The 26,960-nt window shown below is 69.4% G+C and carries 22 protein-coding genes; 12 read left to right on the forward strand and 10 right to left on the reverse strand.

Annotated features, from left to right (window positions below):
* Nucleotides 1-71 precede the first annotated feature (71 nt).
* The gene (locus VFA06_RS15785) at nucleotides 72-971 is read right to left on the reverse strand and encodes a DMT family transporter (protein ID WP_324841323.1); all 900 of its coding nucleotides are present in this window, start codon (nucleotides 969-971) and stop codon (nucleotides 72-74) included.
* Nucleotides 972-1,227: 256 nt separating this feature from the next.
* Between VFA06_RS15785 and VFA06_RS15790 the strand changes: the two genes are divergently transcribed.
* On the forward strand, nucleotides 1,228-1,473 hold the full coding sequence (locus VFA06_RS15790; protein WP_324841324.1) for a hypothetical protein: 246 nt from the start codon (nucleotides 1,228-1,230) through the stop codon (nucleotides 1,471-1,473).
* A gap of 76 nt (nucleotides 1,474-1,549) precedes the next feature.
* Here VFA06_RS15790 and VFA06_RS15795 read toward each other — a convergent pair whose 3' ends face one another.
* A complete protein-coding gene (locus VFA06_RS15795) occupies nucleotides 1,550-2,671 on the reverse strand; it encodes a 3D domain-containing protein (RefSeq protein ID WP_324841325.1) in 1,122 nt (373 codons plus the stop codon).
* A gap of 244 nt (nucleotides 2,672-2,915) precedes the next feature.
* Here VFA06_RS15795 and VFA06_RS15800 point away from each other — a divergent pair, with 244 nt between their 5' ends.
* Nucleotides 2,916-4,214: an acyl-CoA thioesterase/bile acid-CoA:amino acid N-acyltransferase family protein gene (locus tag VFA06_RS15800; RefSeq protein ID WP_324841361.1), complete on the forward strand. Its 1,299-nt coding sequence runs from the start codon at nucleotides 2,916-2,918 to the stop codon at nucleotides 4,212-4,214.
* 365 nt (nucleotides 4,215-4,579) lie between these two features.
* Nucleotides 4,580-5,437 (forward strand): hypothetical protein, encoded by an 858-nt coding sequence (locus tag VFA06_RS15805; protein ID WP_324841326.1) that lies wholly within the window; start codon nucleotides 4,580-4,582, stop codon nucleotides 5,435-5,437.
* Here the strand turns inward: VFA06_RS15805 and VFA06_RS15810 are convergent.
* The 3 genes from VFA06_RS15810 to VFA06_RS15820 form a co-directional block, all read right to left on the reverse strand.
* Nucleotides 5,399-7,084 (reverse strand): ubiquinol-cytochrome c reductase cytochrome b subunit, encoded by a 1,686-nt coding sequence (locus VFA06_RS15810; protein WP_324841327.1) that lies wholly within the window; start codon nucleotides 7,082-7,084, stop codon nucleotides 5,399-5,401. The two genes, VFA06_RS15805 and VFA06_RS15810, sit on opposite strands and share 39 nt — an antisense overlap.
* Before the next feature lie 14 nt (nucleotides 7,085-7,098).
* Complete coding sequence (locus VFA06_RS15815; protein WP_324841328.1) at nucleotides 7,099-8,814, reverse strand: cytochrome c oxidase subunit I; 1,716 nt, start codon at nucleotides 8,812-8,814, stop codon at nucleotides 7,099-7,101.
* A gap of 82 nt (nucleotides 8,815-8,896) precedes the next feature.
* Nucleotides 8,897-9,535, reverse strand: a complete 639-nt coding sequence (locus tag VFA06_RS15820; protein WP_324841329.1) for a cytochrome c oxidase subunit II — start codon at nucleotides 9,533-9,535, stop codon at nucleotides 8,897-8,899.
* A gap of 245 nt (nucleotides 9,536-9,780) precedes the next feature.
* Here VFA06_RS15820 and VFA06_RS15825 point away from each other — a divergent pair, with 245 nt between their 5' ends.
* Nucleotides 9,781-10,200 carry a CBS domain-containing protein gene (locus VFA06_RS15825; RefSeq protein WP_324841330.1) on the forward strand — a complete coding sequence of 140 codons (420 nt, stop codon included), beginning with the start codon at nucleotides 9,781-9,783 and terminating at the stop codon, nucleotides 10,198-10,200.
* 124 nt (nucleotides 10,201-10,324) lie between these two features.
* Here the strand turns inward: VFA06_RS15825 and VFA06_RS15830 are convergent, their stop codons facing one another.
* On the reverse strand, nucleotides 10,325-11,137 hold the full coding sequence (locus tag VFA06_RS15830; protein ID WP_324841331.1) for a SigB/SigF/SigG family RNA polymerase sigma factor: 813 nt from the start codon (nucleotides 11,135-11,137) through the stop codon (nucleotides 10,325-10,327).
* 477 nt (nucleotides 11,138-11,614) lie between these two features.
* Here VFA06_RS15830 and VFA06_RS15835 point away from each other — a divergent pair, with 477 nt between their 5' ends.
* Nucleotides 11,615-12,388 carry an SDR family NAD(P)-dependent oxidoreductase gene (locus VFA06_RS15835; protein ID WP_324841332.1) on the forward strand — a complete coding sequence of 258 codons (774 nt, stop codon included), beginning with the start codon at nucleotides 11,615-11,617 and terminating at the stop codon, nucleotides 12,386-12,388.
* Nucleotides 12,389-12,407: 19 nt separating this feature from the next.
* On the opposite strand, the gene VFA06_RS15840 is transcribed toward VFA06_RS15835, so the two are convergent.
* Nucleotides 12,408-13,517, reverse strand: coding sequence for a YihY/virulence factor BrkB family protein (locus tag VFA06_RS15840; protein ID WP_324841333.1), 1,110 nt, complete (start codon nucleotides 13,515-13,517; stop codon nucleotides 12,408-12,410).
* Between the two features lie 251 nt (nucleotides 13,518-13,768).
* Between VFA06_RS15840 and VFA06_RS15845 the strand changes: the two genes are divergently transcribed.
* The gene (locus VFA06_RS15845; protein ID WP_324841334.1) at nucleotides 13,769-15,241 is read left to right on the forward strand and encodes a hypothetical protein; all 1,473 of its coding nucleotides are present in this window, start codon (nucleotides 13,769-13,771) and stop codon (nucleotides 15,239-15,241) included.
* 45 nt (nucleotides 15,242-15,286) lie between these two features.
* Here VFA06_RS15845 and VFA06_RS15850 read toward each other — a convergent pair whose 3' ends face one another.
* Together VFA06_RS15850 and VFA06_RS15855 are read right to left on the reverse strand one after the other, a co-directional pair.
* Nucleotides 15,287-16,237 carry an ROK family protein gene (locus VFA06_RS15850; protein ID WP_324841335.1) on the reverse strand — a complete coding sequence of 317 codons (951 nt, stop codon included), beginning with the start codon at nucleotides 16,235-16,237 and terminating at the stop codon, nucleotides 15,287-15,289.
* Nucleotides 16,238-16,401: 164 nt separating this feature from the next.
* Nucleotides 16,402-17,016 carry a GNAT family N-acetyltransferase gene (locus tag VFA06_RS15855; RefSeq protein ID WP_324841336.1) on the reverse strand — a complete coding sequence of 205 codons (615 nt, stop codon included), beginning with the start codon at nucleotides 17,014-17,016 and terminating at the stop codon, nucleotides 16,402-16,404.
* An 85-nt stretch (nucleotides 17,017-17,101) separates the two neighbouring features.
* Between VFA06_RS15855 and VFA06_RS15860 the strand changes: the two genes are divergently transcribed.
* Nucleotides 17,102-17,431: an antibiotic biosynthesis monooxygenase family protein gene (locus VFA06_RS15860; protein ID WP_324841337.1), complete on the forward strand. Its 330-nt coding sequence runs from the start codon at nucleotides 17,102-17,104 to the stop codon at nucleotides 17,429-17,431.
* A gap of 25 nt (nucleotides 17,432-17,456) precedes the next feature.
* On the opposite strand, the gene VFA06_RS15865 is transcribed toward VFA06_RS15860, so the two are convergent.
* Nucleotides 17,457-19,703, reverse strand: coding sequence for a glycoside hydrolase family 36 protein (locus tag VFA06_RS15865; protein ID WP_324841338.1), 2,247 nt, complete (start codon nucleotides 19,701-19,703; stop codon nucleotides 17,457-17,459).
* Between the two features lie 126 nt (nucleotides 19,704-19,829).
* Between VFA06_RS15865 and VFA06_RS15870 the strand changes: the two genes are divergently transcribed.
* The 5 genes from VFA06_RS15870 to VFA06_RS15890 all read left to right on the forward strand — a co-directional run bounded on the left by VFA06_RS15870 (nucleotide 19,830) and on the right by VFA06_RS15890 (nucleotide 26,874).
* On the forward strand, nucleotides 19,830-20,921 hold the full coding sequence (locus VFA06_RS15870) for a LacI family DNA-binding transcriptional regulator (RefSeq protein WP_324841339.1): 1,092 nt from the start codon (nucleotides 19,830-19,832) through the stop codon (nucleotides 20,919-20,921).
* A gap of 46 nt (nucleotides 20,922-20,967) precedes the next feature.
* Nucleotides 20,968-22,284 (forward strand): extracellular solute-binding protein, encoded by a 1,317-nt coding sequence (locus VFA06_RS15875; RefSeq protein ID WP_324841340.1) that lies wholly within the window; start codon nucleotides 20,968-20,970, stop codon nucleotides 22,282-22,284.
* A 272-nt stretch (nucleotides 22,285-22,556) separates the two neighbouring features.
* The gene (locus VFA06_RS15880; protein ID WP_324841341.1) at nucleotides 22,557-23,417 is read left to right on the forward strand and encodes a sugar ABC transporter permease; all 861 of its coding nucleotides are present in this window, start codon (nucleotides 22,557-22,559) and stop codon (nucleotides 23,415-23,417) included.
* Between the two features lie 44 nt (nucleotides 23,418-23,461).
* Nucleotides 23,462-24,241: a carbohydrate ABC transporter permease gene (locus VFA06_RS15885; RefSeq protein WP_349260203.1), complete on the forward strand. Its 780-nt coding sequence runs from the start codon at nucleotides 23,462-23,464 to the stop codon at nucleotides 24,239-24,241.
* Between the two features lie 23 nt (nucleotides 24,242-24,264).
* Entirely contained in the window at nucleotides 24,265-26,874 is a 2,610-nt protein-coding gene (locus VFA06_RS15890; protein WP_324841343.1) for a CBM35 domain-containing protein, read from the forward strand.
* Nucleotides 26,875-26,960: the final 86 nt, after the last annotated feature.

Below are 26,960 nucleotides of genomic sequence, written 5' to 3' on the forward strand. Positions count from 1 at the left end.
CTTGCTACCCGCGCCAGGCTGCGGCATGCAAACGCAACACAGCGCCGACGGGCTGAGGAACACTGGCCGCGTCACGAGGCTTCTTCGTCCTGGCAGCCGTGCGCGTAGGGCCGTGACCTGTGCAGCCCGTGTCGTGAGCCGAGCGCCTTGGAACGGCTTACCAAAACCATCCCGACCGCTACCGCGACCAGGGCGGCGGCCTCGCCGGTCAGCGCCAGCGGGGTGTCGCGCAGCCGTTCGCGGAAGACCGCGACGCCCAGGGCGATGCCGGTCAGCGGTTCAGCGAGCACTCCGGCCGGCAGGGAGACGTGCAGCGGCGCCGCGTCGAAGGCGCTCTGCGTCAGCAACAGCCCGATGATGGCCGCCGCGACCAGTGCGTACGGCTGCCAGTGCGCGATGCTGCGCAGAACGCCGGAACGGGCGGTGAGCAGCCAGGCGCGGGTGAGCGAGTCCTGCACGCCGAAGAGGATCCCGCCCGCGCCCGCGAGCAGGACCGCCCCTACGCCCAGGCCCAGCCGTTTGGCCGCCCACGCCAGCAGCCCGGCGGCGGCGACCGCGACGGCGGCGGCCAGCCAGCGCGGGGAAAGCCCGGCCGGGTCGCGTCCGCCCGCCGGGCTGCCTGCCAGCAGGAAGACGGCGACGCCCCCGCTGGCCAGCACCGCGCCCGTCCACTCCCGGCGGCTGAGCCGCTCCCGGTACAGGCCGTGTGCGATCGCCAGGGCGAAGATCAGGCTGGTGGCCAGGATCGGCTCGACCTTGGCGATGTCGCCGTGTCCGAGCGCGATGGCGCCGAGCAGCTGGCCGCAGACCATGGCCGCGATTCCGCCGAGCCACAGCGGTTTCCTGGCCAGGCTCAGCAGCAGCGAGAAGTGCATCACCCGTTCCAGCGGCTCACGGTACGCGGCATGCTGCTGCGCCACGAAGCCGAGCCCGAGGAAGCACGCGGCGGCGAGCGCGTAAGGAATGCTCATGGCGAGCCCACTGGCACGGCCCGCCATGACTTGGAATCGGCGCAGGGTGAAATCGACACGGCGCCCCAGCATGACCCGGCGGCGGCGTCGCAATCACGCCCGGGCCCCATTCTTAGCAACGACTCAGCATCCCGAGGCCGCGGGCATCACCGATCCGCTGGCTCCCGGGCGGGAGCCGCGCCTGGTCCGGGCACATGAACGATTCGGGCGGGGGTAGACGTGATCAACCATCCCGCGCAACCACCTGGAGCAGCTGATGGGACTCTTCCGGCGCAAGAAGCCAGAGACGGACGTGCCGATGGACCCGGCGGTGGCCTCGTCACGCGACCAGGGCGGGGAACCGGACGAGCGATTCCCGGACCAGAACTCCACCACCGGAACCACCCCCTCGGGCGAGTTCGTCGGCCGGGCGTCGGGGGACGCACCCGGCGACGTGGAGCCCTCGGGTGCGGAGCGGCGGGCCGAGGCCCGCGCCAGGACGGCCGACACGCGGAAGGAATGACTGGACGCCATAGCGTCCCGGGCGTGGAGGCCGCGACCATGGGCCTCCACGCCCGGGACCGATCCGGTTCGGGCGGCTAGCAGGCTCCGTTGCTGGACCAGACCGCCCATGAGGTCGCGGCGCCGGGCACCGCGCCGGTCGAGTAGTACGTCGCGGTGTAATTCGTTCCCTGATACGAGACCTTGTCGCCCGGCACGTAAGAGGTGCTCGGGTTCCAGGCCGGCGCGCAGCCGCCGCTCCCGGACGAGGGCGTCGGGGAAGCGCTCGGCGAGGGCGACTTGCTCGGGGACGAGCTCGGCGAGGCGGAGGGCGAGGCGCCGGCCGAGGCCGACGCTGACGCTGACGCGGAGGGTGTGCCGCCCGGCGGGGTGCCTCCGTACGGGTTCGCGATCACCGTGAGCGTCCGGTTCTGCACACCCCAGCCGTTCGCCTGGGTGCCGGGCAGCCACACGTCCACGGTGTCGTTCTGGATCCAGGTGCCGATGTCGATCGCGACACAGTCGCCATATCCGGGGATGTTGAAGTAGGTGCCCCACGGGATAACCCGCGGGTCGGTCGCGCAGCCGCCGAGCTGTGCGTTGTAGCCGGAGGCGGTCTGGCCGACGTCGTTGTACGAGGTCACCAGCATGTTGATCTTCGTGCCGACCGGGACGCTGCCCGCCCCGGTCGCGATGGTGCCGTCCGAGCCGAGCCAGTAGGGCTGGGAGAGCTGTCCCATCGACGCGTCGCTGCCGCTGGTGTCGTACATCGCCACCACGTCGTAATAAGCGTTCTGGCACGGCGCGGTGTCGGTGACCGTCAGCGGCGTGGTCTGTCCCCAGTAGCTGACGTAGCCGATGTCCACGCCGTCGCGCCACACCTTGTACGCGACCGCGTTCGGCACCTTGGCGATGGTGATGGTCACCTGGCCGTTCACGAGGCTGCCGGTCAGTGTCGGCGCGGCGGGGCGGGAGGTGAAGTTCGCCGCCTGCGCGGTCTGCAGCGGCGGGGTCCAGGGGGTGACGGAACGGGCCGGCGGGGTGATGCCGGCGGCCCAGAACGGGCAGGCGGGCAGGGACGCGGCGGTCGTCGTTCCGGCCGCGTTCGCTGCGCTCAGCGGGACGAGTGCGACGGCCCCGGCGCCCGCGGCGGCCGCCGCGGTCGCGGCGATCCAGTAACGCGCACGCCGGTGGCGGAGTGTCGCCGTGAGGAGGTTCACTGTCGTTCGCGCCTTCTTCGGTCCGGGCCGGCCGGATCCGCGGGGTGGGCGGTCAGGCCTGGCGTGGTCGGGGACTGCGAGAGGCGCCGGCGCCGCGACGTCTGATAGGTGCTCAGCTGGTGGGTGGCAGGTCGGATCGGCCTCAGTGAAGCGCGGCGGCCGAGGCACCGTCAAGGGTCTAGACCAGTTCTTAAGGTTGGGTATGGAACCTCATAGGAGTGGGCGAGGAAGCGGGGTGAACGCGATGCGCGGCGATCTGGCGCGTTGCACGATCGGGGTGCTCGCCGTCGTCGGTGCGACAGTCGGCGGCATAGCGGCCGCACCGGGCAAAGCCGCTCCGGCGCCGGCCGGCGAACGCATCGCGATCGACGTTCCGGTCGCCTCGGCGTATCAGACCGTGCACATCCGGATCACCGGCCTTCCGCCGGGCTCCCAAGCCACGATCACGTCATCAGCCCACGACTACGCCGGCAAGCTCTGGCAGGCGCGGGCCGCGTTCACCGCCGACTCCTCCGGAACAGTCGACCTGGCGAAACAGGCGCCGACGAGCGGCAGCTACACCGGCGTCGACGCGATGGGCCTGGTGTGGTCGATGAATCCGGGCTCGGCCGCGGGCGGCTCACCGTCCTTCTTCTTCCTGACGGCGCATCCCGAGGCCGAGCCGAGCTTTCCGATCAACCTCGCCGTCCGCGACGAAGCCGGAAGCGTGACGCGCGCGACGCTCACCCGCCTTTGGATGGCCCCAGGAGTCACGCATCGAACCCTGACAGTCCCGGCGGACGGCATGTATGGCGACCTGTATCTGCCTACGCCATCAGCCGGAGCCGTGCGCCGTCCCGCGGTGCTGCTGTTCGGCGGCTCGGAAGGCGGCGAGAGCGAGCGGTACACGGCAGCGGTCCTCGCCTCCGAGGGATACCCGGCGCTCTCGCTCGCGTACTTCGGCGAACCCGGCCTGCCCAGCACCTTGACGAACATCCCGCTGGATTACTTCGCCGACGCCGCCCGCCTGTTGGCCAGGCAGCCCGAGGTTGACCCGCGGCACGTGCTGGCCCTGGGAGCTTCGCGCGGCGCCGAGGCGGCGCTGCTGCTGGCGCAGAACTTCCCCGACCTGATCCACGGGGCGATCCTGTACGCACCGACCGCCCAGGTCAACCCGTCTTTCCCGGACGGCGTGAGCATCGCGTGGACCTTGCATGGCGTCGCCCTGGCGGCCGGGATGTCCATCCCCGTGGACCACATATCTGGGCCCGTGCTTCCCATCGCAGGAGCCGATGACGCGGTGTGGAACTCACCGCAGTCGGCGACGCAGATCTCCATGGAACTCGACGACGATCGCAATCCGTATCCGCATAAGGCGCTGATCTACCCTGACGCCGGTCACGGGATCGACGCGGGTGTCGACGTTCCGTCCTCGACGAGCTACACCTATCCGGACTCCGGATACACCCTTGAGTTCGGCGGCACCCGAAAGGGGGATGCCGCGGCTCAGCAGGCCGCCTGGCAGCGGGTCCTGGCTTTGCTCGCCTCGTTGCGGCAGCCGTAGGGCACCGCGCAGGTCCGGTCCGCCGCACTCGCGGCACGCACGACGGAACCGGGACACGATCCGCTCCGTCCAAAGCGCGACGGTCCCGGAAGGCGGGACTCAGTTGAACGGGACGGGTGGGCATGAGCGACATGCGGGGTCACACATTGTCGAGAACCGCGGACAATCCGGTTTATACCCGACTCAAGGCGTGGACGAGGCGCAGCGCTCGATCGCGAGCGGCAGCGGCGTCCGCGGCAGTGCTTATCCTCGGCCTCACCGCCGCCTGCGCGAGTTCGACGGCTGCGTCACAGAGCAACGCGCAGACCGGGCAGGCGGTCGGTTCATCGCCTCGTGCGGATTCCGGAGTCGGCGACCCGCTAATAATGCAGCCTGGCAGCACCTGTCCGTCTACGTCTACTGATCCCGCGATCGCCAAGCTGCGCGCCGGAACCAAGCAGGTGGCGCTGCCGCCGGACTTCCGTCCGGTCGCGGCCGTACGCTGCGAATTCCCGATCCGCACGGTGCCCGGAGACGGGGAGTGGCAGTTCGCCGACGCTCAGCGCGCTGATTCCGGAATGGCGCAGCTGGTCGCGGCGCTCAGGCTTCCGTCCCAGACGGCGGCTCCGGGTGCGTTGATCGCCTGTCCGGCTATGGGTATGGCGATGCCGCCGTTCGCGCTGGTCGACGCAAAAGGCAATATAGTCAGCCCTCTGTTACCGCACGATGTGTGCGGGTTCCCGTTGCAGCAGGTCACGAAGGCGGTCGATGCTCTTCCCTGGCGCACGGAGACCGAGCAGCGGCTGCATCAGACGCGCACGCAGGCAGAAATCGACACCGGATGCTCGGCCTCGTACAAGTACTTGTTCGAATACCCGGTTTCCGACACACCCGAGCCGTGGAGCAAGGTGCGTCATCCGATGAGCCCGCCGCCGACGGTTGTGTGCGTGTACGCCGTCGATCCGTCGACGTTCAAGGACTACATCGCGATCGGTTCGTTCACGCATGGCGCCAAGCTCACCCCGGCCCAGCAGACCGCTGTCGTAAAGGCCTTCGATGACGCGAGCGGGACCGGAACGCCGGCCCCCACCTGCACCGCCAAGGCGACCCGTTTCGTCTCCGTGGACGGACCCGGCACGATGGTCGAACTCGATGGCTGCAAGCGCGTGCGCTGGCCAAACAATTTCATGAGCACCGCGCCGGACTCACTTCTGCAGCTCCTCGCGTCGCTCGTCATCGGCTGAACCGGCGGCCCGGCCGGCTTTGGAGCCGTGTCGGCGCTGGTAGCCCCAGAGGCCGCGGTGCGCGACGTTGTACTCCATCGGCGTCGGCTTCCGCACCCGGTGATTGCGGTCCCAGACCACCAGCGAGCGGCGCACGGTCCACAGCACCCAGTGCCGTGGCTTCAAGTCGCTGGGCGTCGGCGGGTTGACCGGCCCGTCGTCGTGCGAGGTGACCTTGTAGCGCTCGCCGGCGTCGAGCTGCGCGAGCGGGGCGCGATAGCTGCCGTCCGGCAGCTGCTCCACCACGCCGACATCCTGGCCGAACAACACGTCGCGCCAGTCGGAGCGCTGCAGTTCCAGGCAGACTCGCCGGGTGATGAAGAACACGAGGATCGGCAGCCCCCACACCGCGATCCGCAGCGCCCATACCAGATGAATGATGGAGAGCCGGAAGATCATCGTGTGGATGTCGTCGGCGCCGGCGAAGGTGAGCACCACGTAGAAGGTGATGCCCGCGGCACCGATCGCGGTGCGGGTCGGCTGGTCGCGCGGCCGGTCGAGCAGGTGCTGCTCCTTGCGGTTTCCGGTCACCCACTGCTCAAGGAACGGATATAGGTAGAGCAGGAGGAACAACACCAGTGGCATGAAAGCCGCCGGGAGGAACACGTTCCAGACGATGGTGTGCCCGAGGAAGTTGGTCGTCCAGTTGGGCATCAGCCGCAGCGAGCCCTCCAAGAAGCCGAGGTACCAGTCCGGCTGCGATCCGTACGTGGCCTGCGATGGATCGTAGGGCCCGTACAGCCAGATCGGGTTGATCTGCACGAACGCGGCGAAGAAGGAGAGCAGGCCGAAGGTCATGGCGAACAGTCCTGCGCTCTTCGCGGCGTAGGTCGGGATCATCGGGCGGCCGACCACGTTCATGTTCCGGTGGCCGGGGGCCGGGTACTGCGTGTGCTTCTGGTAGAAGATCAGCAGCAGATGGACGCTGATCAGCCCGATGAGCAGGCCGGGGATCAGCAGGATGTGCGCGGTGAACAGCCGGGTGATGAAGATGGTGCCGGGGAACTGGCCGCCGAAGATGAAGAAGGACAGGTAGGTCCCGACGATCGGGATCGAGAGCACGATGCCCTCGAAGGTGCGCAGCCCGGTGCCGGAGAGCAGGTCGTCGGGCAGCGAGTAGCCCGCGAAGCCCTCGGCGATCGCGAGGATGAAGAGGGTGACCCCGATGAGCCAGTTGATCTCGCGCGGCTTGCGGAACGCCCCGGTGAAGAAGATCCGCAGCATGTGGATGCAGATCGAGGCGACGAAGAGCAGCGCGGCCCAGTGATGGATCTGCCGGATCAGCAGGCCGCCGCGGATGTCGAAGCTGATGTTGAGGGTCGACTCGTACGCCTCGGACATCCGCAGGCCGTCCAGCGCGGCATACGAGCCGTGATATACGGTCTCGCTCTCGCTGGGCCGGAAGAACATGGTCAGCCAGATGCCGGTGATGACCAGGATGACGAAGCTGTACAGGGCCATCTCGCCGAGCAGGAAGGACCAGTGGTCCGGAAACGCCTTGCGGATCAGCGACTTGGCCTTGGCGATGCCGAGCCGCTGGTCGGCGGCGTCGGCCAGGCGGGCGGCGGTGGACCGCGGCGGGGATTCGGCCTTGACGCGTTTCGCCATGTCGCGCGCCCCTCTCAGGCTTCCGCTTCCGAGCCGACCGAACCGGTGGCGTGCACTGCGCCGTCGTCCTGCACAGCGCCGTCGTCGTGCACAGCGCCGTCGTTGTGCACAGCGCCGTCCCACGCCGCCTGGTGCCGGGCGTCGAACAGCGGGGCGTAGCCGGTCACCGGAGGCACTGGGCCGGCGAAGTTGTAGCGCGGCGGCGGCGAGCTGGTCGCCCACTCCAGGGTCTGCCCCTGCCAGGGATCGGATCCGGCGCGCTTCTTGGCCCGCAGCGAGAAGATCACGTTCATCAGGAACAGCCACATCGCGATCGCCAGGATCCCGGCGCCGATGCTGGAGATCAGGTTCGCCGTGGTGAAGCCGTCCGAGGCGCGGTAGGTGGAGACGCGTCGCGGCATGCCCTCGTAGCCGAGCCAGAACATCGGCAGGAAGGTGGCGTTCGTGCCGACGACGTAGAGCAGCCAGTGCCAGAAGCCGAGCCGCTCGCCGAGCCTGACGCCGATGGCCTTCGGGAACCAGTAGTAGAACCCTGCGAACAGGCCGGCCACGCTGCCGCCGAAGAGCGTGTAGTGGAAGTGCGCGATGAGGAAGTAGCTGTCGTGCACCTGATAGTCGATCACCGGCGTGCCGACCATGATCCCGGTCAGGCCGCCGATCAGGAACTGGACCAGGAAGGCGAGGGCGAACAGCAGCGGGGTCTTGAACACCAGCCGTCCGCCGATCAGGGTGCCGATGATCGCGAAGTACTCGAGCCCGGCCGGGACGATCAGCAGGAAGGAGGTGAGCGAGTAGTAGTCGTTGACGATCTGGCCGGTGGTGAACATGTGGTGCCCCCACACGCTCATCGACAGTGCCGCGAACAGCAGCAGCGAGAGCACCACGCCCTCGTAGCCGAACAGCCGCCGCCGCGAGAAGGTCGCCACCACCTCCGCGACCGCCCCGACGAAGGGGAAGAACATCACGTAGACCACGGGATGGCCGTAGAACCAGAACAGGTGTTGGTACCCGATCACCCAGGTGTTGGAGTGAAACACCGAGGGATCGATCCGCCCGACCACGATCTCGCTAAGCGCCAGCAGCAGGTCCGGGAACGCGGTCAGCACCATGAGGCAGGTGGCCACCATCGACCAGGTGAAGACCGGCATCCGCCGCAGCGTCATGCCCTGACCACGTTTCGCCAGCGCGGTCCACAGCACCGTGCCGCCCTGCGCCATCATCCCGACCGTGGACATGTAGACCCCGACGATCCACACGTCCATGCCCACGCCCGGGGTGAATTCGCTACTGGATAAGGGCACGTATGCGGACCAGCCGTCCGACGCGGCGCCGCCCGCGGCGCCGAATCCGGAGAACATCACCACCGCGCCGACGACGTAAAGCCAGTAGCCGAAGGCGGTCAGCCGCGGGGCCGCGATCGTCGGGGCACCGACCTGCAACGGCACCAGGTACACGCCGAAGCCGAGCGCAAACGGGGTGATCGCCAGGTAGATCATCCCGGAGCCGTGGATGGTGAACAGCTGGTCGTAGAGCGAGGAGGAGACGATGCTCTGGTCCGGCTGCGCCAGCTGCGAGCGCATGGTCAGTGCGAGCAGCCCCATGAGGAAGAAGATCACCAGCGCGGTGCCGACGGTCAGCAGGCCGATGCGCTTGTGGTCGGTGCTGCTCAGCCAGCCGGTGAGGCCGCCGTGCGCGGCGGTGGGCCCGGGACGGGTCTCGACCACACTCACCGGACAGGCCCGTTCGCCGCCCCGGCCGCGCGGCTTCGCATCCGGTCGCTCTTCCTGCGGTCGCTCTTCATACGGTCGCTTTTCATACGACAGTGCCCTGATGCGCGCTGCTCCACGCCGCGAACTGCTGCGAGGTGACCGCCTTGAGCAGGAACTCCATCTGGTAGTGGAACTGGCCGCAGTACACCGCGCAGCGGCCGATCCACTCGCCGGGCTTGGCCACGTGCAGGGAGAAGTCGTTGACGTGGTTCGGGAAGGCCTCGATCTTGTACTTCAGGTCCGGGATCCAGAACTCGTGCACCACGTCCTTCGAGGTGAGCGCGATGTCGATGTCGCGTCCCGCCGGCACCACGAACACCGGGCGGCCGCCGATCTGGGTGGGCGGCACCGTGATGTGCTGGTCGGGGTAGCTGAACTGCCAGCTCCACTGCAGGGCCAGGACGTTGACCTTCAGCGGCGCGCTCGCGGCGGCCACCGGCTGCTGCTCCTGGCCGTTGGCCCCGGCCGTGTCGACGGCGAGGAAGATCGCGAAGCCGAGCAGCACGGCGGCATACCCGAGCTCCACCTTGTTCGCCTTCGAGCGCTTGGACGGCTCCCGGCCCGGCCGGGCCCTGAACCAGTAGGAGGTGAACGCCACCACCCCGCTGACCACGACGAAGACGCCGATGGCGATCCACGACTCCATGCCGAAGACGCGGCCGAACACACCCCGGGTATCCACACGCCCTCCAGCTTTTGCGGGTGCCCGGCCTTACCCGCAGCGGCGGCCAGCAAACTGGGGCCAAGGGGGCATTGCCGACGAGCGGGGCAGGTCAAGGCCGGCCTCACGGCCGAACGGGGCAAATCTGGCGCGGCGGCCGTGCAGTTCACGGCCGGGCGGGTAGCAGGGGCGGCGAGCAGGCGTCAGACGGCCTGCGGTCCGGCGCCGCCACGCGGCCCGGCGGCGAATCAGCAAGAGGAGGTCTCATGGCCCAGCAGGTGCGGGAGATCATGACCACCGCGCCCGTCAGCGTCGATCCCGGCACTTCGGTGGCGGAGGTGGCGCGGCGGATGCGCGACGAGGACATCGGCGCCGTACTGGTCGCCGAGGGCGACAAGGTCCGCGGCCTGGTCACCGACCGCGACCTGGTCGTGCGGGTGCTGTGCGAAGGCGGCGACCCGGACCGGCACAGCGTCAAGGAGGCGTGCAGCCCCGAACTGGTCAGCGTCTCCCCCGACGACGAGGTGGACCAGGTCGCGCGGATGATGCGCGAGCACTCGGTGCGGCGGGTGCCGGTGCTGGAGAACGGCCGGGCGGTCGGCATCGTCTCGCTCGGCGACCTGGCCATCGAGCGCGATCCCGAGTCGGCGCTCGGCGACATCAGCTCGACCAAGAGCAACCGGTGACGGGGTGAGAATCCGACGGTGACCCGGCGCGGGGCCGGCCGCGGCGCGGCGGTGATCGGTCTGGTGCTCCCCGGCCGGTCGCCGCCGCCTCGGCTACGGCGACCCGCTTAGGCCGAGTCGCGGATCAACTCAGCGCGCCGCGCAGCCGGGCGAATATCGCCGCCAGCAACCGCGAGACGTGCATCTGGGAGTACCCCAGCCGCGCCCCGATCTCGCGCTGGGTCATTTCCTGGAAGTACCGCATCTTCAGGATCTCCCGGTCGCGGTCGTCGAGCGCGGCGATCAAGGGTTTGACGGCAGTGCGGTCGATCACCGAGTCGAGCCTCGGGTCCTCGGCCCCGACGAAGTCGCCGAGCGTGGCGTCGGCCGACTCGCTGCGGGTCGGCCGGTCGAGCGAGGCGATGCTGTACACCCCGGCCGCGACCAGCGCCTCGGCGACAAGCTCCGAGGTAACGCCGAGCCGCTCGGCCAGTTCCGCGACCTTCGGCGAGCGGCTGCGTTCGCGGGTGAACTGATCCGCCGCGGCGCGCACCGACTGCGTCAGCTCCTGCATGGCGCGCGGAACGTGTACATCCCAGGTGGCGTCGCGGAAGTATTTCTTGATCTCGCCGAGGATGACCGGGGTCGCGTAGCCCAGGAATCCGGTACCACGCTCCGGATCGAAGTTGTCCACCGCCTTGACCAGCGCCAGGTACGCCACCTGCACGAAGTCCTCGGCCAGCTCCCCGTGACCTCCGTAGCGCAGCGCGATGTGCCGCGCGTACCGCATGTGATCCTCAATCAGCTGGGTGCGCAGCCGTTCCCTTTCCGGATCCTCCGGAGACAGGTCCTTGAGATGCCGGAACAGGACCATCGTTTCGGCGCGCTTCTTCGCGTACGGCGAGGCCACGCGGGACTCGTCGCTCTCGCAGCTCGGCTGGGAACTGGCCGTGCACATGGCGCCACGCTAGTGCCGGCCGGTAATGGACGCATTGGACCGCAGGCTGGTACATACCACGTAGCCGCGTGCATCCGCGCAGGCCAGCGATCTGCTACGGCGCCTCGTCCGCGCGTGAACAGTGAGTGATTGGTTTGATTGGGCCATCACTCGCCGACCAATTGGTCCGCCGGATCTGATACCAAGTCAGCCGCCGCCACCAGCGGCGCGGTCGGCCGCGCGGCGGCACGGTTGGACGACCGTGCTACTTCACAGGTTTCAACGCCGCCGACTCCGGCTAGTAATGCGCCACCTCGCTGAGTCGGAGACGCACCTATGCCCCAGCACGCTAAAACAACCGCGTCACGCACACCTGTTCCTGCCGCGGCTGTGGCAGCGGCATCGTCAGCTTCTACCGCCACTGATTCTTCTACGGTCGCAGTCGTGCCCGCGCCGACAACGCTCCCGGTTTCGCCGACCCGGAGGAAACCAAGACCGGTGACGCTGTCCGAGCAACCGCACCAGGCAACCCGCGTCGCGCTGTTGACCGGCGCCTCCTCCGGAATCGGAGAAGCTATCGCACACCGCCTTTCCGAAGAGGAGGACTTGAGACTGCTGCTCAGCGGCCGCGACCGGGTGCGGCTGCGCCGAGCCGCCCGCGGCACCAACGGCGTCGTTCTGCCGGTCGACCTTGCCGCGCCGGGCGGCAGCGAGCGGCTGGCCAGGCTCGCGCTGCACACCGCCGGCCGGGTGGACCTGCTGGTGGCCGCGGCGGGCATCGGCTGGTGCGGGCCGTTCGACACGATGCCGATACCGAGCATCGACCAAGTGCTCTCGGTGGACCTGACCGCCGCGATGCGCCTGGTGCGACAGTTGCTGCCGCAGATGATCGCGCGTCGCCGCGGCAACATCGTGCTGATCGGCTCGATGATCGGGCAAGCGCCGCTCGCCTACGAGGCGGTCTACGCGGCAGCCAACGCGGGACTGGCCGCTTTCGCCGAGAGCCTGCGCTTCGAGCTGACCGGAAGCGGCGTCAAGGTCACGCAAGTGGCGCTCGGCCCGGTGGACACCGCCTTCTTCGAGCACCGCGGAATTCCGTACCAGCACACGCGTCCGCGCCCGATCCCCGCGTCACGGGCGGCCAACGCGGTGGTGCGCGCCATGCTGCGCGGCCGCGACGAGGTCAGCATCCCGCGCTGGGCCGGGCTGCCGCGCCGTCTCCGCGGAGCCTCGCCGGGCATTTACCGCAGGCTGGTGACCCGGTTCAGTTAGTCGTTAGTCGGGGCGGGCTTCAGCCGGTCCGGCGCTCTGTTTGACCTGCCCGTGGTTGACCTGCGTGTTGGGCCTGCCCGTCGCTCTTCGCCGAGGCCTCGGCGTCGCCGGGGTCCGCGCACTCGGCGTCGAAGCAGGACTTTGTGTCGGATCGCGCATCCGCGTCCGGGGCGCCGAAGCGGGTCTCGATGTGGATCTCCGGCAGCCGCTGCTCGGCCTGCGCGTATGCCCGGTACGCGGCCCGGTCCTTGTCGGTCAGCGGCGGCGGGAAGAGGCTGCGCGGCCACAGCCGGCGCGTGCGCACGACGTCGATCTCCGCCGCGTAGATGGTCAGCTGCGCCTGGAGATACAGCCACGCGAGCAAGCCGAGCACCAGCCCGAAGATGCCGTAGAGCGAGGAGGAGTGCCGAAGTTCGTGCGTTACGAAGTACCCGCCGAGGTACTGCAGCGTTTGCCAGATGATCGCCGAGATGATTGCGCCGAGCCGCAGCTCACGCCAGGTGATCTGCGCGGCCGTGGCCACGCGCAGTCCGAGCCAGAACAGCCCGATGTTCAGGGCGAGGGAGAGCGCGACGATGCCGACCCGGCTCCACGGCCCGAACTCGTGGCCGCCCCAGGCGCTGATGCCGGACAACGCGGTCGTCACCAGCACGCCGAGACCGATCACGCCGATCAGCGCGAAGCTGCGCACCCAGGAGACCGGGAAGCCGGGCCTGGCCCTGCGCGGCACCGCCCAGACCTGGTTCATCGCGTTCTGCACCGCGGAGGCCACGCCGCGCGCGCCGAGGAAGGTGCCGACCAGGCCGATGCTCAGCTCGCCGCTGCCGGTCCCGAGGGAGTGGATGTTGTCGCGCAGCTGCGGGCCGATGACCGGGAACTCGGTGAGCGCCGAGTTGAGCACGTCCTGCTGCAGCTGCGGATTGCCCGCGAGCACGAAGCCGAGCACGGTCACCAGCACCAGCAGCATCGGGAAGACCGAGACGAAGGCGTAGTAGGCGATCAGCGCGGCCAGGTTCCCGGCCTGGTCGTCGCCGAACTTGCGCCAGACGGCGATGGGGAACGCCAGCACGGCGTGCCGCTGCTGGAAGCGGTCCACCGCGGCCAGCAGTCGTGCGATCCAACCACCCACGGGCCTCACCCTCCACGGGCACCTGAACTTCCCGCCCGTATGCCCGTGTCCTGTGAGGTCATGCTTCGCTACGCTGAACTGAGGATGCTGCGGTTCGGCCGAGGGGGCGGGTCGGGGTGGGGGCACCAGGTGCGGCGCGATCAGCGAAAGCCGCGAAGGATCGGGCGCGGCCGGGTGGCGGCGCGGCGCTGAGGTCCAAGCGCACCGCCCGGCCGGGAAAACCAGTACGCCAGGCGTCGGCAACAGGCTTCGTGGTCGCCTGGCTGCTGCTCGCGGGATCAGTGTCCTTCCTCGCGTGGGCTTGGATCGCCAGCGGGCAGGCCGATGCGTATCAGTCGGGACGGATCTGCGCCGTCGGCGCCCCGACCGACTCCGGGTGCCGCATCGTCGGGACGGACACCGTGGTGCGTGCATATCAAACGGCTGGCTCGCGCGGCGGAGAAGCCACCACGACGCTGATCCTGCGCGGCCATGGCGACGTGCCCGGCGGGACGGTGAACGGCCAGATGGCCGACTTCACCGGACTCCCGCCGAAGCCCGGCACGGCCATCTCAGTCGTCGCGTGGCGAGGAACCGTCATCAGTGCCCAAGGCGACGGATTCAGCGGCGGCTCGAACGCGAACCCGGTCAACGAGTTCGACATCGTATGCGTCGTTGCGATGCTGCTTCTCGTGGCGGGCCTCGGCGTCGTGCACCTCGCGCGAAGTTCCCGCGACCACGGTCCGCGCGGGCGGCTGCGCAAGGCGAGACGCAACGGCTTCATCTTCGTCATTCCGGCCGTAGTCCTGCTCCTGCTGCGCGATACCGCCTCGTCGGCCTTCTTCGCGACCGTCAGCGCGCTGTGGATTCTGGCCTGGTGCGCCGCGTCCACACGGCCGCTGCTGCGCGAGATCGCCGCCGAGGCGAGATCGAGGCCGCAGCCCGCAACAGTCCGCGAGGCAGTGAACGAGGTGCGTACCGCGTGGCGGGCAGCCGCGCCGCGCTCGGACGGTTGCCCGGTCAGCGAGCAGGAACAGGCGTGGATCGAGGAATCCATGCTCTGGTTCACCACGCAGTTCGGCTACGACCCGGTCCAGCGGCCCACCGTGCTGCCCACGCGTGACTTCTTCCCGCTGCCTTATGCGGGCACTGACGAAGACATCAAAGCCCTGGTACGGACTGTCTGCCCGATGATGGGCCTGCCGCCAGATCGGATCACCGTCCGGCTGGTGGGCACGCCGTCCCGCGATCCCGAGATGTTCAAGTACGTCGTGCACAGCGAGAGCTTCGCGGCGGGCGTCTTCGAGCAGGACGAAAGCGGCGCGAGAATCATCACCCTCGATCGCGACTCATCTGCCGACCAGTCGCGCATGACCGCGGTCATCGCACACGAACTCGCGCACGCGAGGCTGAACGGTGAGGGCAGGATCGAGCCCGGGCGGGCGGACATGGAGGCGCTCACCGACCTGGCCACGGTCTTCTTCGGCCTCGGCATCTTCAACGCCAACGCCGCGCGTACCGCGAAGCCGAACGCCTCCGGCGTCTCGGTCCAGCGGCTCGGCTACCTGGATCAGCGCATGTTCGGGTACGCACTCGCCTGCTACACGCGGATGCGGCACAACCCCGCGCCGAAGTGGCAGTCGTATCTTTCGCCACCACCGGGCGAGTACCTGAAGAAAGGCGTCGCGTACCTTCAAAAGGCCGCGCCGTACGGCGGCTTCCCGACCCAAAAGCAGAACACGTAGAACGCGCGCTTCGCAGGTGGACTGAGCGGCCCGGACGCGCCGCGGCTACCCCACCAGATCGCCGAGCGCCGCGTGGGCCAGGTGCGCCGCGCCGATCAGCCCGGCATCAGTACCCTGCTGCGCTGGCACGACGACCAGTCCGCTGGTGAACGGCAGCGCGGCGTACTCCTTCAGGTGCCGCCGCAGCGGGTCGAGGAGCAGCTCTCCGGCCTTGGCGACTCCGCCGCCGACGACGACAGCGTCGATCTCCACGAGCGCCGCGGTGGCCGCGACGCCGGCGGCGAGCGCGCGGGCGGCCCGGTCGAACGCGGCCAGCGCCGCGCGGTCCCCCGCGCGTGCCGCATCGGCCACCGCCTTGGCCGAGCGGTCGCCGTTCGGCGGCTGCCAGCCTTCGCTGATCGCCCGGCGCGCGATCGCCGGGCCGCTGGCCATCGTTTCCACGCAGCCGCGGCCACCGCACGGACACGCGTCGCCGTCCACGGCCACGCTCAGGTGGCCGACGTGTCCCGCGTTGCCGGTCGGGCCGGGATATACCTCGCCGCCGAGGATCAGGCCGCCGCCGACTCCGGTCGACACCGTCATGCACAGCGCGTTGGCATACGGCTGCGCGGCACCGAGCCAGTGTTCTGCGGCAGCCAGCGCCACGCCGTCGCCGCCGAGCACCACCGGCCGTCCGCCGACGGCCGGAAGCCCACGCACCCGCTCGACCAGCGGGAAGTCACGCCAGCCCGGGATGTTGACCGGCGAGACGCTGCCGCGGCTGATGTCCACCGGGCCGGCGCTGCCGATGCCGACCGCCGCCACCCGCTCCCATCCGGGCCCCGCCGAGATCGAGCCGACGACCCGCGCGACGGCGGCCATCACCTCGTCGGCCGGCCGGGTCGCACGCGTATCCGCGACAACGTGCCTTGATATGGCGCCCGCCGCGTCGACGAGGGCACCGGCGATCTTCGTGCCGCCGATGTCGATCGCGGCCACCAGGCTGGGGACGTTCATCCGATTTGACGGCTCCTTGCGGCGCCCGGGATCGGCGGGGCGCTGATCGCAACGTACACGAGGATGACCGGCATCGCGACGATCAGAGCCAGCCCGAAAGGCCGCGGCCCTGGAAACCGGGAAAACCCCGAAACCGGCGCCGGGTCTTCGGACCGGCCCCGGGCTCAGAACTCCACGCGCATCACGACGCGCCGGACCGTCGGCCGGCTCACCTCGGTGAATCCGGCCGCGACGAAGCTGTTGCGATCACCGACGTAGAGCTCGCCCCAGGTCATCTCGTAGCCCGGTTTGACGAGCATCGGATAGGCCTCGAGCGCCCGGGCGCCGCGCTCGCGGGCGAAGCCGACCGAGGCCGCGGCGAGCGCACGGGCAACCCCGCGCCGCCGGAAGCCGGCCCGCGTGACGAAGCAGGTGACGGCCCACACGCCGGGGTCGTCCTTGTCCTCGGCCCGGCCGGCCCACGGCACCTTCTGCGTACGCAGGTGCGGGTACTCCACCCGCGGCGCCACCGCGCACCAGCCGGCCGGCTCGCCGTCGAGGTAGGCGATCAAGCCACTGGTCTCGCCGGGCCCGGCGCCCGAGTCGGGGTCGGCGTCGCATCCGACCTGCTCGCGGTGTCGCCACTCGCGCTCCTCGCGCGCCAGCGCCAGCCACTCGGCGGCCGGAGTACGAAACCACTGGCACTGGCAGCGGGCCGGCTCGCCGCGGCGCCCGAAGACGGCCTGCACGTCCTCCCACGAGGCCTCGTTCGCCGGCACGATCCGGATCGCTTCCGCCATGATCGACCCCGTCCCTTCCAATTCGGAAGCTACGTTAACCTCGCCCTCGGACAGCCAGCCCGCCGCCGCGCCCTTGGAGCGAACCATGACCGCCGAACAGCGCCCCGTCGTCGAACACGCCCAGCTCACCATCACCCCCGGACGCGAGGCCGAGTTCGAGCAGGCGTTCCAGCGTGGCGAGCAGGCCATCGCCAAGTCCCCCGGCTACCGCTGGAGCCGGCTGATCCGCCAGGTGGAGGACCCGAGCGTCTACCTGCTGCTGGTCGGCTGGCAGTCGCTCGAAGCGCACACGGTCGAATTCCGCGGCTCCGAGCTGTTCCCGCAGTGGCGCGGCGCCGTCGGCGAGTTCTTCGCCGCGGCCCCGGTCGTGACCCATTTCGACGCCCGGGACCTCTCCTCCGGCGAGGTCGTCTAGCCCGAACCTGCGCGCGTGCGCGGGGTCAGCCGGCGTCGGCGCAGCCGAGGTCGCGGTGAGTCAGGGACATGAGACGCGCGGTGCCGGGACGCGGCAGCCGGACGGTGAGTTCGCCGCGTTCCGGATCCCAGGACAGGTCGGTGTCCGTAGCCGTCGCCGCGGGGAAGAGCGTGCGCGGGGTCACATCGTGGCCGCGCAGGTGCGGTACGGCGAGGGTTTGTTCGCTGGCTGACTCGCCGATTCGGCGCCAGGCGGTCAGGTACGTCGCGAACGGTGCTCGCTGGCCGAGGGCGACCCACGGGTCGGTCCAGCCGGGCAGACCGAGCGGCCAGAAGGGGACCGAGCGCGGGATGTCGGCGCGGATCAGCTTGTAGACGGCGATCGCCTCGGCGACCAGCGCGCGTTGTTCGGCGCTCATCCGGTTCAGGTAGCCGGAAAGGTGGACCCGGCCGAGCAGTGCGCTGGTGAGCGTGAAGGCGTTCAGGTCCTCGTCGTAGCCGGGCTGCGGATACGCCCAGACCGCGGCCTGCTCCGGCGTCATCGCGGCGGGCGCGGCGGCCGCGATCGGCGGGTAGCGCAACGGGTCCTGCTGGTCGCTGGTGGACTGGAGCTGGAGCCTGGCCAGCAGCGCGTAGTCGGTGCGCATGCCGCCGGAGGAGCAGTTCTCCAGGATGAGCCCGGGATGCCGGTCGAGCACGGCGTCGAGCCAGGCCAGGTAGGCGCGCTGATGCCCCAGCAGCCCGGAGCCGGCGCTGCCGCCGAGATCGGTGCCGGGACCGGGGTTGATGTTGTAGTCGAGCTTGAAATAGCCGACGCCGTAGTCCGCGACGAGCCGGTCCACGACCTGGTCCAGGTGCCGCACCGCGGCCGGGTGGCGCAGGTCCAACTGGTAGCGGCCGTGCTCGACTACGCGGATCCCGTCGCGCTGGAAGAACGCCTCCTCGGGCAGCCGCGCCGCGACCGGGCTGCGCAGGCCGACGACCTCCGGTTCGAGCCAGAGCCCCGGCACCATGCCCGCGGCCCTGATGCGGTCGGTGGTCTTGGCCATGCCGTCCGGGAAGCGCGACCTCGACTCCTGCCACTCGCCGACGCTGTCCCACCAGCCGGCCGCGTCGTCGTCGTACCAGCCGGCGTCGATGACGAAGACCTCGGCGCCGACGCCGGCCGCCGCGTCGATGAGCGGCGCGAGTTTGTCCGCGGTCGGGTCGCCCATCAGGGTGTTCATGTAGTCGTTGAAGATGACCGGCAGCGTGGCTTGTTCCGGGTGCGGGCGGCGCAGCGCGCGGCGGTAGTTCGTCAGCTCGCTGATAGCGGCGGCGAGGGCGTCGTCCGCGGACCCGAGCGGGGCTGCGCCGAAGGCGACCGCGGCAGGCACGGTGGTGAACTCGTCCCCCGGTTCGAGCGCCTGCCGCCACTGGTGGTCGCAGTCCGTGGGGCCGAGCAGCGCCAGGTAGGCGGTGCTGCTGTGTTCCCCGATCTCCCAGCGCCAGCCGGCGCTGCTCTCGACCTGCCATGTCAGCGCTCTGCCTCCGCCGCGCGCGACGAGGGCGCCCATCGGCAGGTGGCGGCCGGTGGACCAGCTTCCCTGGCTGGTGCGATGGAAGCTGCTGCGCGGGTCCTGGTGGTGCCGGGCCCGGTCGACGTCCACCAACGCCTCCCGCAAGGGGGCTCGGTGCCAGCGTCCTTCGGCCAGCCAGTCGTTGTCGGCCCAGTGCACGTCGAGGCCGGCCAGGTGGTCGCGCCCCTCCCCCGCGTCATCCGCTTCCGCCGCCTCGTCGACGAGGCCTGAGATGACGAACGAGGTCACCGATTCGAGCACGAGGCGCCGCACGCCGCGGTTGGCGATGCGGACCGTCGCCTGCACTGCGCCGACACCGTCGGGCGACCGCAGCAGGATCTGCGCCGCCAGGCCGCTGTCCGGATCCGACAGGTCCACGCGCAACTGCGACCAGATGCCATCTCGGCTCTCCTCGTGCCCCTGGTACAGCAGCCGCGATCCGGCGGCGGCGTGAATGCTGCGCTCGCCGGAACGGTTGCGCCCGGATCCGGCCACCAGCACCTCGACTAAAGGCAGGAAGAGCGGACCGGTCAAATCGCCGTCGATGTCGGTGCACGCCTCGTCAGCGATGGTGGCGAGGCCCGCCGCGGAGCCGAGCGCGGCGAGGCGCACGACGCCGTCACGGCCGACGCGGAACTGCAGCCGAAGGTCCGCGTCACCCCAGGTGAAGCTGCTGACCTGGGTTTTCGCCGGGCTGGCTGGGGCCTGGGGCACGGTTGACTCCTCGCTGCGCCGCGTCGCGACCGGCGCGCCGAGCGTACCGCGCGCGGGCCGAAAAGGACGTCGCGCACTCGGTCGGCAGGTCTTGACAGGGGATATGTGACCGTTCACAATCCTGGCATGTCTGTGACCGGTCACACAAGCCCCTCGCCCGCCGAGAGCACCTCGGAGCAGGCCGCCGGCGGCCCTTCCCGCCAGCGCACTCGCGCGGTGAGCATCCGGGACGTGGCGAAGGCCGCGGGGGTCTCTTACCAGACGGTCTCGCGCGTGATCAACGGCAACTCGTATGTGCGCGACTCGACCCGGGACCGGGTGCAGGCCGCGATCGCCGAGCTGGGCTTCCGGCCGAACTCGGCGGCGCGCGCACTGGCCAGCGGGGAGAACCGGTCGCTGACCGTGGTCACCTCCAACACGACCCTGTACGGCTACGCGGCCACGCTGCAGGGCATCGAGGAGGCCGCGCGCGCCGCCGCGTTTTCCGTCGGCATCAGCGTTCTGGAATCCTCCGACGACGGGCACGTGCGGGCCGCCGTCGACCGGGCCGCGGACTCCAGCGGCTCGGTCATCGTGATCGCGTTCGACCACGCCGGAACCCTTGCGCTGCAAGCGATTCCGGACGGGGTGCCGGTCGCCGCCGCGGTGGAGACACCCGAGACCGCGCCGCAGGCCGGACAGCCGTGGGTGTGGATCGACGACGGCGAGGCGGCGCGATCCGCGACCCGCTACCTGCTCGAACTCGGCCACCCGACAGTGCATTACGTCGCCATCCCGTCCACTACGCACACCAGCCGCCGCACCGCCGGATGGCGCGCAGCCCTCACGGCAGCCGGCGTGACGGCGCCCGAACCCGTGGGCGCCGGCTGGGACGCGCTGGCCGGCTATCAGGCCGGCCGCACTCTCGCCCGCGACCCCGCGGTGAGCGCGATCCTGTGCGGCAACGACGACCTCGCGCTCGGCGTGATCCGCGCGATGCACGAGGCCGGACGCAGCATCCCGGAGAGCGTGAGCGTCGTCGGGTTCGACAACGCCCCGCAATCAGCCTTCTACACCCCGGCGCTCACCACCGTGCGCATGGACTTCGTCGAGCTCGGGCGGGCTTGTTTCGCCCTGCTGCACAGCGAGATCGAGGGCGCCGCCCCGATCGTGCCGCACCCGGTCGGCCGCCCCGAGCTCATCGTGCGCGAGAGCGCGGGCTCCTTCCACCACGCATAGCCAGCCGCATCCACCCTCACCCTCATCCGACGGAAAGCAGACTTCGATGAAGAAGATTCTGACCGGCGCGGCGCTCGGCTGCGCCCTCGCCCTCGGCGCGGCCGCCTGCTCCAACCCGAGCAGCGGCGGCTCGTCCGCTCCGGCCGCCTCCGGCTCGCTCAACCCGACCGCCTCGCTCAAGGGCGTGACCCTCACCTTCTGGACCGCGCAGAACAGCGTCGGCGAGCCGAAGCAGGTGATATCGGCCTTCGAGAAGGCGACCGGCGCGACCGTGAACACCGTGGTCGTCCCGGACCCGTACGAATCGAACTTCCCGACCAAGCTGGCCTCGGGCGAGAAGCCGGACCTGGCCTTCTGGCAGCCGACCCAGTCCACGCTGCCGTTCATCAACCCCGCGCAGAACCTGCTCAGCCTCGACAACGAGCCGTGGATCAAGCAGCTCGGCTCCACCGAGCAGTCCCTCGGCCAGGTGGACGGGCACCGCTACGCCGCGGTCGTCACCTCGCCGGCGGTGCTCGGCGTGTACTACAACAAGGCCGACTTCGCGCAGGCGGGCATCACCAGCATGCCCAAGAGCTACGACGAGCTGCTGGCCGACGCGAAGCTGATCAAGCAGAAGGACGCGGGCGTCGCCCCGTTCTTCGAGGTCGGCGGGGACAAGTGGCCGCTGCAGTGGCAGGTCCAGCTGCAGATGACGGATCTGCCCGCCTCCTTCTGGACAGCGCTCAACGCGAACAAGGACTCTTGGACCAATCCCGCGATTGTTAGCGCTATCACGAAGTACAAGAGCCAGGTTCTCGACGGCGGACTGGCCCAGGCCGACTACAAGACCGGCACCTTCGTGGACCAGGGAACCGCGATCATGAAGGGCACCGCGGCGATGGCGGTGAACGTGACCTCGCTCCAGTCGGAGATCCAGGCCGCCTACTCCACCGCGCAGATCGACCAGGCGATCGGCTGGTTCCCGGTGGCCGACTCCGCCGCGCAGGCCGAGTACTCCCCCGACCAGACCAACGGCGTGGTCGCGTTCAACACCGGCGACTCGGCGAAGGAGAACGCGGCCAGGCAGTTCATCGACTTCTGGCTGACCACCGACTACAAGGACTACATCGACTCGCAGAAGGTCGTCTCGGTGGAGCCCTCGGTGCCGAACCCGGACGGCCTGCCGCAGACCGCGATCGCACAGGCCCAGGCCCTGCCGACGGCGACCGGCGTGTTCCAGGTCAAGGCCCTGACGGCGCCGGACATGCACCTGGCCCTGGCCGACATGATCTACGGCACCAAGACCCCGCAACAGGTGGCGCAGGCCTGCGAGGACCAGTTCACCCAGGTGCTCAAGGCACGCGGCGTGGCAGGGTTCTAATGGGTTCGGCGTCCGTACTTGACCGCCTCTTCGAGCGTGGCCGGGGCGGCGGCGCAGGGTTCGCGACCCCTTCTCAGTGGACACTGCGCGGCCGCGTCGAGCGGCGCGAAGCCTACAGCCGCCCTGAAGCCCCGGCCACGCTCGAGGAGCAAACGGCCGCGCCGAATGGAGCGGCATCGGGGCGGGAAGCCGGGACTTCCTCCGGGTCGTCCCGGCCGCGCCGGCGCGGTGGGCGGCCGTCCACCGGACCACGCGGCGGCGCGAAGCGGCGGGTGCAGCACCCGTGGTGGTTCGCGCTGCCCGCGCTCGCCGTCTTCGCAGCGTTCTTCCTCGTCCCGAACGTGCTCAACTTCTTCTACCCGTTCACCAACTGGTCCGCGTTCCACTCCTCGATCTCCTTCGCGGGCCTGTCGAACTTCCGCACCATCGCCCACGACGGCTCGCTGCAGCTCGCGCTGCGCACCACGCTGGAATACGCGGTGGGCGTGGCGATCTTCCAGAACGGATTCGGGCTGATCCTGGCGCTGCTGCTGGAGAAGGACACCCGGTTCAACCGGTTCTTCCGCGCGGTGTTCTTCCTGCCGGTGCTGCTGTCCGCGCTCGCGGTCGGCTACGTGTTCCAGGCGCTGCTCAACCAGGACGGCGCCGTCAATGCCCTGCTTTCCGACCTGACCGGCACGCACGTGGACATCGCCTGGCTCGGCTCGACCACGTGGACGCTGGTGCTGCTGACCGTCATCCACGGCTGGAAGTGGATGGGCCTGGCGATGCTGGTGTACCTGGCCGGGCTCAAGTCGATTCCGGGCGACGTGACCGAGGCGGCCGCGCTCGACGGCGCCGGGGCGTGGCGCGCGTTCTGGGCGATCCGGTTCCCGATGCTGGCCCCGGCGCTGACCTTCAACGTGACCACGGCCCTGATCGGGTCGATGAACACCTTCGACATCGTGCAGGCCACGACCAAGGGCGGCCCGGCCGACTCGACGCAGGTGTTCAACATCTACATGTTCCGCATCTTCGGCGAGGGACTGTACGCGCAGGCCTCCGCGATGAGCCTGGTGCTCTTCGCCGTGGTGGTCGTCATCGCGATCCCGGTGATCCTCGGGATGCGGCGCAGGGAGCGGGTGCTGCTGTGAGAGTCCTGAGCTATCGAACCCTGCGACCGGCCCTCGTCGTGGCGATGGCGCTGGTGTTCATCGGCGTGCCGCTGTGGCTGGTGCTGGTCACCTCGGCCAAGCCGCAGGGCGAGGCGATCAAGCCGAATCTCGCGCTGCCGCGGCACTGGCAGCCCGGGACCAACTACCGCGGCACCTTCGACCAGGGTCAGATGCTGCGCGGCTTCGTCAACAGCGTGCTGGTAGTTGTCCCGTCCGTGGTCCTTGTGCTGCTGCTCGGCGCGGGCGCGGCGTGGGTGTTCGCCCGCCGCTCCGGCCGCCTGGTCTCGGCGGCGTACGCGCTGAGCATCAGTGGTCTGCTGCTGCCGCCCGCGGTCATCACGATCGTGATGGAGCTGCGGCAGCTCGGCCTGGCCAACACCAGGCCCGGGATGATCGCGGTGTACACCGGGATGTACCTGTCCACGGCGATCTTCTTCATGACGGGCTTCATCAGAACGTTGCCGTACGAGCTCGAGGAAGCGGCCCGCATCGACGGCGCAGGCTCGTGGAAGGTGTTCACCCGGATCGTCCTGCCGCTGCTGCGCCCGGTGATCGCCACCGCGACCATCATGGTGATGCTGTTCGCCTGGTCGGACGTGTTCTACGCGTTCTTCGTGCTCGGCGGCGGCGCGGACGCGACCCTGCCGCTGAACCTGTATCAGGTCGCCAGCGCGGCGCTCTACCTGAACAACTGGCACCTGATCTTCGCCTATGTGGCCCTCATGTCGCTGCCGATGGTCGCGGTCTTCGTCATCGCGCAGCGTCGCATCATCGCCGGCATCACCAGCGGCGCCGTCAAATAAGTAAGGCCCCTGAAGGGACAACGATGTTCCACATACCCATGCGCAAAACCACCGGGTCCCTCATGAGTGCGGCGCTGATAGGAACCGCGCTCGTCGCGACCACCGCTCCGGCGCACGCCGCGACGCAACAGATCACCGTCAACTTCGGCTCCAGCACAGGACCCGTCTACCACGGTGCATCCGGCGCGCTCTACGGTCTGGCACAGGACGGTGTGCCGGGCCTTCCGCTGCTCGCGCCACTGCACGTCCGCACGATCGCGCAGAAGCCGCCGAACGGCGCGCAGCATCCCGGCGGCGATGCCGACAAGGTCGCCGGGGAGTTCGTGGCGGCCGGCGGCTCGCAGATCCTGGTCTACGTTCAGGACTACTACTCACAGTGGCCGTATCAGAACAACGGCCTCGCGGACTACGAATCCGTAATCGACACAGTCGCCGCCTCGCTGAAGGCGAGCCCATACCACAGCCACTACGTGTACGTACCCTTCAATGAACCGGACGGCAACTGGTACAGCCCGCTCAGCTCGAACCTGGCCAAGTTCGAGTCCGACTGGGCCACGATCTACCACCGGATCAAGGCGGACGACCCGAGCGCGGTCATCGCCGGGCCGAACACCGCGGTCTACGACTCGAGCATCTTCTCCGGCTTCCTGAGCTACGCCAAGGCGAACGGCGTGCTGCCGGACATCGTCACCTGGCACGAGCTCGCGCCGTCGTCGATCTCGAACTTCCCGAACAACCTGGCCTCGCTGCGCTCCATCGAGTCCTCGCTCGGCCTCGGCAACCTGCCGGTCAACATCGACGAATACGCCGACCAGCGCGACCTGTCGGATCCCGGGCAGCTGGTGCAGTGGATCTCCATGTTCGAGAACGCCAAGGTCGACGCGGACCAGGCGTTCTGGGACATCGCCGAGAACTACTCGGACAACGCGGTGGAGGCCGACAAGCCGGACGGCTCCTGGTGGCTGTACGACTGGTACGGCCAGCTGACCGGAAACACCGTCGCCGTCACGCCGCCCAGCCCGAACACCGTGGACACGCTGCAAGGCGTAGCTGCCCTGGACACCGGCAAGAAGCAGGCGCGCATCCTGCTCGGCGGCACCTCGGCGGCCTCGAACCTGGTGCTGACCAACATCCCGTCGAGCACGTTCGGCGGCAAGGTGCACGTCTCCATCCAGTCGACGACGTGGAGCGGATACGACGGCGCCGCCTACACCCCGAAGAGCATCGCAGAGGGCGATTACCCGGTCTCCGGCGGCTCGGCCACGATCCCGGTCGCCACGACCGATCCGATGGCCGCGTACCAGGTCGTCGTGACCCCGGCCACCGCGGCGTCCGGCACGGTCGCCACCGACACCGCGTGGTCGGGCCGCTACGAGGCGGAAAATGCCGCGCTCACCGACGCGACCGTCTACAGCCAGGGTTCCGTCTCGAACTACTACGGCCACGCCACCTCCGGCGGCCAGGACGTCGGCTCGATCGACAAGTCCGACAGCCGCGTCGTCTTCACCGTCAACGTGCCGAGCACCGGCCGCTACCTGCTCAGCACCTTCTACGGCAACCAGACGGCGTTGCCGGCGCAGCAGATCTTCCGCATCGACTCAGGGTCCTGGTCCTACCTCAACTATCCGGCGACGCTGAACTGGGTGTTCCGTTCGCACCTGGACCGATACGTCACCCTCACCGCGGGCACACACACGCTGACGTACGGCGTGTCAGACCCCTCCTTCGGCACCGCGACAGGACAGGTCACCCTCGACCGCATCGACCTGACCTACGCGCCGAGCGCGATCCCGGGAGTCACCGGCTCGGCCACGCGCTATGAAGCCGAGACCGCCGATCTGTCCGGTGGCGCGAGCACCGCCTCCGCGCAGACCGGCTACACCGGCACCGGCTACGTGACCGCGCCCGCGTCCTCGACCACCACCTTCGCGGTAGAGGCCGACGCGGACGGCTACTACACACTCGGCCTGCGCTACGCCACCAGCGCCGCGGCTACCTCGAACGGCTTCCAGCTCGCTCTCGACGGCGCGACTCTGGAGAACGTCGCGACCAGTCCGACGTCATGCGTCTGCTGGAATCAGACCTCGAACCGGGTCTTCCTGCACGCAGGTATCAACGACGTGGCATACACCACGACCGGCGCGGCCAGCGCGAAGATCGACCGTCTCGACGTAACCCCGGACACCGCCGACGCGGGCTCCACGGTCACCTACCAGGCCGAAGCCTCCGGCAACACGCTCGGCGGCACAGCAGTGGTCGCAAGCAACGCCTACGCGTCCGGCGGCAAGTACGTGGGCTACATCGGCAACGGCTCCGCCAACACACTGACGTTCAACGGGATCAACGCGCCGACGTCCGGCACGTACCGGGTCGCCGTCACCTACGCCAACGACGACAGCACCAACTCGGGCAACTACAACGAGAACCTGATCGACCGCGCCGCCGTCATCACCACCTCGGCCGGCACGAACGTGACGGCGCACTTCCGCAACACCTACTCCTGGAGCCAGTTCTGGACCCTCGACGTGACGGTCCAGCTCAACGCCGGGTCGAACAGCATCACCTTCGCCAACCCGAGCGCCTACGCGCCTGACATCGACCAGATCACCGTGGCCCCCGCCGCGCTGAGCTGACACTGGACCGGCAACAGTGAATTGATTGCCGCCGCCGGTCCTCGAACCGTGCGCCGTTAACGGCTAAACCGCATTGCCGTATTGCC

It is taken from the genome of Actinocrinis sp., assembly GCF_035653575.1.
Lineage (GTDB): Bacteria > Actinomycetota > Actinomycetes > Streptomycetales > Catenulisporaceae > Actinocrinis.